We start from the raw sequence: 7,429 nt of genomic DNA, 5'->3' as shown, positions 1-7,429 counted from the left end.
CCGCTCACCACCACCGTCACGGTCCCGGGGCGCGCGACGCCGGTGAAGGTCGTGCTGGACGGCGAGGCTGGCCAGGCGGTCGGGCGCGACGCGCGCCGGTTCGGCTCCCGTCGGGACGCGGGCGAGCGCCGCCGCGTAGGCGGCGGCGTCGCCCATGGCCCAGGCGGCCTCCGCCGCCGCCAGGAGCGCGGCGGTCGAGCGGGCGGTGTCGTGGCCGGCCAGGAGCGCGGCGGCGGCGAGCAGGGACTCGTGGGCGTCGGCGACCGGGCCGTCCCCGAGGGCGAGCAGACCGCGTACGTAAGGGGCGTGGCCCAGGGCCGGTACGGCGCGGACGCGGGTGAGCAGGGCGCGGGCGCGGACCGGGTCGCCGCCCAGCCAGGCGTGCTCGGCGGCCGTCGCGAAGCGCACGCCGCGCAGGGTGTGGTCGGGCGTGAGTTCGGCGGCCCGGGCGAGGGCCGTGGCGCGGTCGGGCTGCGGTCCGGGTGCGGCCGCCGCGCGGTCCAGGGCGTCGGCGAGCGACGGGTCGTGGCCGTCCGTGGCGCAGGCCAGCTGGACCAGCCTCGCCCGTACGACGTGCGGCCCGTCCAGCGCGGCGGCCAGCAGCCTGTGTGCCGTGCGCCGGCGGGCGGGTGACGCACCGCGCAGCACGGCGGTGCGCAGCAGCGGATGCGTGAAGTGAAGGCGCGTGCCGTCGCCGTGGAGGACGCCGGCGCGTTCCGCGGGCAGCAGCCCGCCCGGGTCGAGACCGGCGGGCCGGGCGGCGCGCAGCAGCAGTGCCGCGTCGGCGCCGGCGCCTTCCGGGTCGTGCTCCTGTGCCGCCGCGGCGAGCAGCAGCAGGAGCCGGGTGCCGGCGGGCAGCGCGCGAGCCCGGGCGGCGTACGCGTCGAGGATGCCTTCCGCGCCCGGCAGGGGGTGCGGCAGCGGGGTGTGGCCGGCGAGCTGGTCGGGGGTGAGGCGCCGGGTGAGCGCGGTGAGCAGCCGCGGGTTGCCCCCGGCCTCCCTGCACAGCTCGTCGCGTACGACGGGGTCGGTCCGCGCGTCCGTGAGCCGGTCGACGAGGGCTCCGGCCGCCGTGTCGTCGAGCGGTCCGAGCCGTAGCCGCGGCAGTCCGGTGAAGGCGTCCCGGCCGTCCGGCTCGTCGGTGGCGGTGAGCAGGACGGCGACGCGGTCGTCCGGTGCGAGGCGGCGGGCCGCGAAGCCGAGCGCGACGCGGGAGTCGTGGTCCCAGGCGTGCGCGTCGTCGACGCAGACGAGCAGCGGATCGCGGGCGCCGAGGGCCCGCAGGAGTCCGAGCAGTGCGGTGGGCGCGTGCCCCGCACGGGTCGCGTCGTCGGCCTCCGGCGGCAGGGGCCCGCTCGCGGAGCAGAGCAGGGCGTGCAGTCCGCTGTACGGGAGGGCGGCCTCCGCGGGGGCGGCCCGGGTGTGCAGGACCGCCACTCCGCCGCGGCCCCCGACGGCGTGGCGTGCGAGGGCACTGCGGCCGAGGCCGGGTGGCGCGGTGAGGACGAGGGGGCTGCCGCAGCCCTGCAGCAGTCGGGTCAGCATCCGGTCCAGTAAGGCGAGTTCACCGTTCCGGCCGTACAGCCGGTGGGGACTGTGCACGGTCGTCGATGGGGTCACGGCCGGCAACTTACTCTCGCGTAAGTACGGTCCGGAAGAGCCGGGTCCGGCGCGTTGGGCCGACCCCCAGCGGCAACCGCTCCACACTGTGCGCCCGCACAGCCCGGCCTGCGCGGCCCGCGCTCGGCGACCCGCGCTCGGCGGTCGGCGGTCGGCGGTCGGCGGTCGGCGGTCGGCGGTCGGCGGTCGGCGGTCGGCGGTCGCCTCGAACAGCACACTGCCGGTGGCGGTCACCCGCCACCGGCAGCCCCCCGTTCCGCGGTACCGCTACGAGGTGTGCGGGCAGTTGCCCCGGTACTCCTCGATGGTCAGGCTCGGCCGCGGCAGCGGGCAGAGGAACTGCTCGTAGCGGGTGTCATTGTCGATGAAGCGCTTCAGCCACGAGATGCTGTACTTCGCGATGGTCGTGTTGGAGGTGTTCGGCGTGAAGTGACTCGCGTTGTTGAGCTCCAGGTACGCCTTGTCGAGCGAACCGGGAAGCGACTCGTAGAACGGCTCCGAGTGCGAGGAGACCGGGGCGACGGTGTCGCCGTCGGCGCCCACCACCAGCGTGGGCGTGCGCAGTTCGGGCCAGGTCTTGTCGGTGTTCCACCCGGTCAGCGGGATCGCCGCCTGCAGGGAGGGCCGGTCCTTGGCTGCCTCGAGCGAGCCGCCGCCGCCCATGGAGTGACCCATGACGCCGAGCCGGGAGCCGTCGATCCGGCCGCGGACGGAGCTTCGCTCCGTCAGGTAGTCGAGTGCGGCGAGGAGTTGGCGGCCCCGGCTCGCGGGCTGGTCGTAGATCGAGTTGGTGTCGATGGTGATGACCACGAAGCCCTGCGAGGCCAGCCTCGGTCCGAGCCAGGCGATGCTGGACTGCGATGCCGTGAAGCCCGGCGAGATGGCCACGGCGCCGAACGTACCGTCCGCGGTGGACGTCGGATAGTAGATGGTGCCGCCGCCGAATCCGCTGACCAGCCACGAGGAGACGGACGTGTCCGAGACGGCGTACGGGCCCCTCGGCGCCTCGATGCCCGACTCGGTGGGGGCCGGGCCGCGCTCGTACGGGTTGTCGGCGGCCAGGGTGCCGGCGCTCGCGCTGTCGGCGGCCTGTGCGCCGGGGATCAGCGCTGTGCACAGGCCGACGGCCACCGCGGCCGCGGCCAGCGCGTGACGGAGCTTGCGGGTGCGGCTCCGGGAGGTGTGGGGGTGCTGCACGAGGGTGGTCCTCTCGGTCGTGGCGGAGCCACGCCGGAGGGACCGGCCCGTCGTCGCCAGGGGCCGGAGGGATGCACCGGGTGGGTACCGCCGTGTTGATGGCGGTACCACCGTCGGGGCGCGCCCCGTCGGCGCACATCGGCAAGTTCACCGGTCTTGGCGACCCGGCCGCGCGGCGGCCGGGTCGCCGGGAAACCCTCAGCGGACCGGGTGGCCCGCCTCCCGCAGCGCGCCCTTGACCTGCGAGATTCGCAGGTCACCGAAGTGGAACACCGAGGCCGCGAGCACCGCGTCCGCGCCGGCCTCGACGGCCGGCGGGAAGTCGGCGAGCCGGCCGGCGCCACCGGAGGCGATCACCGGTACGGTCACGTGCTCGCGCACGGCGGCGATCATCTCGATGTCGTAGCCGTCCTTGGTGCCGTCGGCGTCCATGGAGTTGAGCAGGATCTCGCCGGCCCCCAACTCGGCGGCCCGGTGGGCCCATTCGACGGCGTCGACACCGGTGCCCTTGCGGCCGCCGTGCGTCGTCACCTCGAAGGAGCCTCCGGGGGTCCGCCGGGCGTCGACGGAGAGGACCAGCACCTGGCGGCCGAACCGCTCGGCGATCTCCCGGATCAGCTCCGGACGTGCGATGGCCGCGGTGTTGACCCCGACCTTGTCGGCACCCGCCCGCAGCAGCTTGTCGACGTCCTCCGCGCTGCGCACACCGCCGCCGACGGTGAGCGGGATGAAGACCTGCTCCGCGGTACGGCGCACCACGTCGTAGGTGGTCTCCCGGTCGCCGGACGAGGCGGTGATGTCGAGGAACGTCAACTCGTCGGCGCCCTCCGCGTCGTACACCTTGGCCATCTCGACGGGGTCGCCCGCGTCGCGCAGGTTCTGGAAGTTGACGCCCTTGACCACCCGGCCGTTGTCGACGTCCAGGCAGGGGATCACCCGTACCGCGAGAGTCATGCGGCACCTCCATCGTTTCCGGCCGGCCGGTACGCCTCGACCTCGACCTCGACGACCAGCGAGGGGTCGACGAAGCCGGAGACCACGAGCATCGAGGCGGCCGGCCGGACCGCGTCGAAGATCTCCTTGTGCGCACGCCCGACGTCCTCGACGTCGCGGGCGTGCGTGATGTACATCCGGGTGCGTACGACGTCCTCGACGCCGAGCCCGAGCTGCTTCAGCGCGTCGATCGCCACACCGAACGCGGTGCTCGTCTGCTCGTACGGGCTGCCCGCGGCGATCTCGCCGCCGACGATCGACGTACAGCCGGAGACCAGGACCAGGCCGTTCGGGAGCTGGACGGCGCGGGAGTAGCCGAAGGACTCCTCCCAGGGGCCGCCGGAGCTCACCCGGCGCACGGATCCGGTCATGCCGACACCGCCGCGAGGGCCTCCTCGAGCGTGAACGCCTTGGCGTACAGGGCCTTGCCGACGATGGCGCCCTCGACGCCGTCGGGGACCAGGGAGGCGAGGGCCCGCAGGTCGTCCAGGGAGGAGACGCCGCCGGAGGCGACGACGGGCTTGTCGGTCGCCGCGCAGACGTTCTTCAGCAGTTCGAGGTTGGGCCCCTGGAGGGTGCCGTCCTTGGCGATGTCGGTGACGACGTACCGGGCGCAGCCCTCGGAGTCGAGGCGGGCGAGGGTCTCGTAGAGGTCACCGCCGTCGCGGGTCCAGCCGCGCCCGCGCAGGGTCGTGCCACGTACGTCGAGACCGACCGCGATCTTGTCGCCGTGCTCCGCGATGACCTTGGCGACCCACTCGGGGGTCTCCAGCGCGGCGGTGCCCAGGTTGACGCGGCGGCAGCCGGTGGCGAGCGCGGCCCGGAGCGAGGCGTCGTCGCGGATGCCGCCGGACAGCTCGACCTTGATGTCCATGGCCCCGGCGACCTCCGCGATCAGCGTGCGGTTGTCACCGGTGCCGAAGGCCGCGTCCAGGTCGACGAGGTGCAGCCACTCGGCGCCGGCGCGCTGCCAGGCGAGCGCGGCTTCGAGGGGGGAGCCGTACGACGTCTCGGTACCGGACTCGCCATGGACGAGGCGGACGGCCTGGCCGTCGCGGACGTCGACTGCGGGAAGGAGTTCAAGCTTCGGCATCAGAGCGTCTCGATCCAATTCGTCAGCAGCTGGGCGCCGGCGTCGCCGGACTTCTCGGGGTGGAACTGGGTGGCCCACAGGGCACCGTTCTCGACGGCGGCGACGAAGGGTTCGCCGTGGGTGGCCCAGGTGACCCGGGGGGCGCGCATGGCCGGGTTGGTGACCTCCAGGCCCCACTGGTGCACCGCGTAGGAGTGCACGAAGTAGAACCGGGCGTCGGCGTCCAGGCCGGCGAAGAGTTCGCTGCCGGCGGGGGCGTCGACGGTGTTCCAGCCCATGTGCGGCACCACGGGTGCCTTGAGCGGACCGACGGTGCCGGGCCACTCGTCGAGGCCCTCCGCCTCCACGCCGTGCTCGATGCCCCGGGCGAAGAGGATCTGCATGCCCACACAGATGCCCATGACGGGGCGTCCGCCGGACAGCCGGCGGTCGATGACCCACTCGCCGCGGGCCTTCCTCAGGCCGTCCATGCAGGCGGAGAAGGCGCCGACGCCGGGCACGAGCAGCCCGTCGGCGTTCATGGCCTTGTCGTAGTCGCGGGTGATCTCGACGTCGGCGCCGACCCGGGCGAGCGCGCGCTCGGCGGAGCGGACGTTGCCGAATCCGTAGTCGAAGACGACGACCTTCTTCTGCGGAGTGGTTGTGGTCATTCCCAGATCCCCTGAATCCGCATCACGCCGGCGACCAGGCACATCGCGGAGGCCCCGGCGAGCAGCACGACGGGCCCCTTGGGCATCTTCTGCTTCTTGAAGGAGTACACGCCGCCGGCGAGGAACAGCCCCACGACGATGAGAACGGTCGACAGGCCGGTCACAGGGCGCCCTTCGTGGAAGGAAGGATTCCGGCGGCCCGCGGGTCGCGCTCGGAGGCGTACCGCAGGGCGCGTGCGAGCGCCTTGAACTGGCACTCCACGATGTGGTGGGCGTTGCGCCCGTACGGCACGTGGATGTGCAGCGCGATCTGGGCCTGGGCGACGAACGACTCGAAGATGTGCCGGGTCATCGTCGTGTCGTAGGTGCCGATCATCGGAGCCATGTTCTCAGGCTCGGTGTGCACCAGGTACGGGCGGCCCGACAGGTCGACGGTGACCTGGGCGAGGGACTCGTCCAGCGGCACGGTGCAGTTGCCGAAGCGGTAGATGCCGACCTTGTCGCCGAGGGCCTGCTTGAAGGCGGCGCCCAGCGCGAGGGCGGTGTCCTCGATGGTGTGGTGCGTGTCGATGTGCAGGTCGCCGTCGGTCTTGACGGTGAGGTCGAAGAGGCCGTGCCTGCCGAGCTGGTCGAGCATGTGGTCGTAGAAGCCGACGCCGGTGGCGACGTCGACACGGCCTGTGCCGTCGAGGTCGATCTCGACGACGACCGAGGTCTCCTTGGTGGTGCGCTCGACCCGTCCTACGCGGCCGCTCATGAACTGTGCTCCTTCTTGATCGCGCGAACCGCATCGAGGAACGCGTCGTTCTCTTCGGGCGTGCCCGCGGTGACCCGCAGCCATCCCGGTACGCCGTTGTCGCGGACCAGTACGCCGCGGTCGAGAATCCGCTGCCACACCGCGTGGGCATCGGCGAACCGGCCGAATTGCACGAAGTTGGCGTCGGACTCCGTGACCTCGTAGCCGATGGCCCGCAGCTCCGCGACCAGCCGGTCGCGCTCGGTCTTCAGCTGCTCGACATACCCGAGCAGCGTATCGGTGTACTCCAGGGCCGCCAGCGCGGTGGCCTGGGTGACGGCGGACAGGTGGTACGGCAGGCGCACCAGCTGGACGGCGTCGACCACGGCGGGGTGCGCTGCCAGGTAGCCCAGGCGCAGTCCGGCGGCGCCGAACGCCTTGGACATGGTCCGGGAGACCACCAGGTTGGGGCGACCCTCGATCAGGGGCAGCAGCGAGGGGCGGTGGCTGAATTCGACGTACGCCTCGTCGACGACGACCAGCGACGGCTTCGCCGCCTGCGCGGCCTCGTACAGGGCGAGGACCGTTCCGGCGTCGACGGCGGTGCCCGTCGGGTTGTTCGGCGAGGTGATGAACACGACGTCGGGGCGGTGCTCGGCGACGGCCGCGCAGGCCGCGGCTGCGTCGATGGTGAAGTCGTCGCCGCGCGGGCCGGAGATCCAGCCGGTGCCGGTGCCGCGCGAGATCAGGCCGTGCATCGAGTACGACGGTTCGAAGCCCATCGCGATACGGCCGGGTCCGGCGAAGGTCTGCAGCAGCTGCTGGATGACCTCGTTGGAGCCGTTGGCGGCCCACACGTTCTCACGGGCGACCGGGTGGCCTCCGGTACGGGTGAGGTAGCGGGCCAGCTCGGTCCGCAGCTCGACCGCGTCCCGGTCGGGGTAGCGGTTGAGCGCGCGGGCCGCGTCGCGCACCCGCTCCGCGATCCGCTCGACGAGCGGCTCGGGCAGCGGGTACGGGTTCTCGTTGGTGTTCAGCCGGACGGCCACGTCGAGCTGGGGCGCGCCGTACGGGGACTTGCCGCGCAGCTCGTCGCGGACGGGGAGCTGGTCCCACGGGGAGGCGGTGCCGCCGATGCCG

General features: G+C 73.1%; 9 protein-coding genes. All 9 read right to left on the bottom strand.

Annotated elements, in window-relative coordinates:
* Positions 1-1,620 (bottom strand): ATP-binding protein (locus AB0903_RS24430; protein WP_366706136.1); only part of this gene is annotated, 1,620 nt, incomplete at its 3' end.
* A gap of 267 nt (positions 1,621-1,887) precedes the next feature.
* Positions 1,888-2,817, bottom strand: coding sequence for an alpha/beta hydrolase (locus tag AB0903_RS24425; RefSeq protein WP_366706134.1), 930 nt, complete (start codon positions 2,815-2,817; stop codon positions 1,888-1,890).
* A gap of 198 nt (positions 2,818-3,015) precedes the next feature.
* A complete protein-coding gene (gene hisF, locus AB0903_RS24420) occupies positions 3,016-3,771 on the bottom strand; it encodes an imidazole glycerol phosphate synthase subunit HisF (RefSeq protein WP_366706132.1) in 756 nt (251 codons plus the stop codon).
* Positions 3,768-4,181: a RidA family protein gene (locus AB0903_RS24415; RefSeq protein WP_366706130.1), complete on the bottom strand. Its 414-nt coding sequence runs from the start codon at positions 4,179-4,181 to the stop codon at positions 3,768-3,770. The genes hisF and AB0903_RS24415 overlap by 4 nt, the downstream gene beginning before the upstream one ends.
* Positions 4,178-4,903, bottom strand: coding sequence for a bifunctional 1-(5-phosphoribosyl)-5-((5-phosphoribosylamino)methylideneamino)imidazole-4-carboxamide isomerase/phosphoribosylanthranilate isomerase PriA (priA, locus tag AB0903_RS24410; RefSeq protein ID WP_366706128.1), 726 nt, complete (start codon positions 4,901-4,903; stop codon positions 4,178-4,180). The genes AB0903_RS24415 and priA overlap by 4 nt, the downstream gene beginning before the upstream one ends.
* The gene (hisH, locus tag AB0903_RS24405) at positions 4,903-5,553 is read right to left on the bottom strand and encodes an imidazole glycerol phosphate synthase subunit HisH (RefSeq protein WP_366706126.1); all 651 of its coding nucleotides are present in this window, start codon (positions 5,551-5,553) and stop codon (positions 4,903-4,905) included. The genes priA and hisH overlap by 1 nt, the downstream gene beginning before the upstream one ends.
* Positions 5,550-5,717 carry a hypothetical protein gene (locus tag AB0903_RS24400; protein WP_366706124.1) on the bottom strand — a complete coding sequence of 56 codons (168 nt, stop codon included), beginning with the start codon at positions 5,715-5,717 and terminating at the stop codon, positions 5,550-5,552. The genes hisH and AB0903_RS24400 overlap by 4 nt, the downstream gene beginning before the upstream one ends.
* Complete coding sequence (gene hisB, locus AB0903_RS24395) at positions 5,714-6,310, bottom strand: imidazoleglycerol-phosphate dehydratase HisB (RefSeq protein ID WP_366706122.1); 597 nt, start codon at positions 6,308-6,310, stop codon at positions 5,714-5,716. Before hisB ends, AB0903_RS24400 begins: the two co-directional genes overlap by 4 nt.
* On the bottom strand, positions 6,307-7,425 hold the full coding sequence (locus AB0903_RS24390; RefSeq protein WP_366706146.1) for a histidinol-phosphate transaminase: 1,119 nt from the start codon (positions 7,423-7,425) through the stop codon (positions 6,307-6,309). Before AB0903_RS24390 ends, hisB begins: the two co-directional genes overlap by 4 nt.
* Between the last annotated feature and the right edge of the window lie 4 nt (positions 7,426-7,429).

Source organism: Streptomyces sp. NPDC048389 (assembly GCF_040706335.1).
In the GTDB taxonomy this organism is placed as follows: domain Bacteria; phylum Actinomycetota; class Actinomycetes; order Streptomycetales; family Streptomycetaceae; genus Streptomyces.
The sequence above is the reverse complement of the archived record's forward strand: the minus strand, read 5'-3'. Positions and strand labels throughout refer to the sequence as shown.

What these genes read in the sequence shown, in the direction of transcription:
- hisB (WP_366706122.1), bottom strand. Translation starts at nt 6,310, where the DNA reads ATGAGCGGCCGCGTAGGACGGGTCGAGCGCACCACCAAGGAGACCTCG.
- AB0903_RS24415 (WP_366706130.1), bottom strand. Translation starts at nt 4,181, where the DNA reads ATGACCGGATCCGTGCGCCGGGTGAGCTCCGGCGGCCCCTGGGAGGAG.
- hisF (WP_366706132.1), bottom strand. Translation starts at nt 3,771, where the DNA reads ATGACTCTCGCGGTACGGGTGATCCCCTGCCTGGACGTCGACAACGGC.
- hisH (WP_366706126.1), bottom strand. Translation starts at nt 5,553, where the DNA reads ATGACCACAACCACTCCGCAGAAGAAGGTCGTCGTCTTCGACTACGGA.
- priA (WP_366706128.1), bottom strand. Translation starts at nt 4,903, where the DNA reads ATGCCGAAGCTTGAACTCCTTCCCGCAGTCGACGTCCGCGACGGCCAG.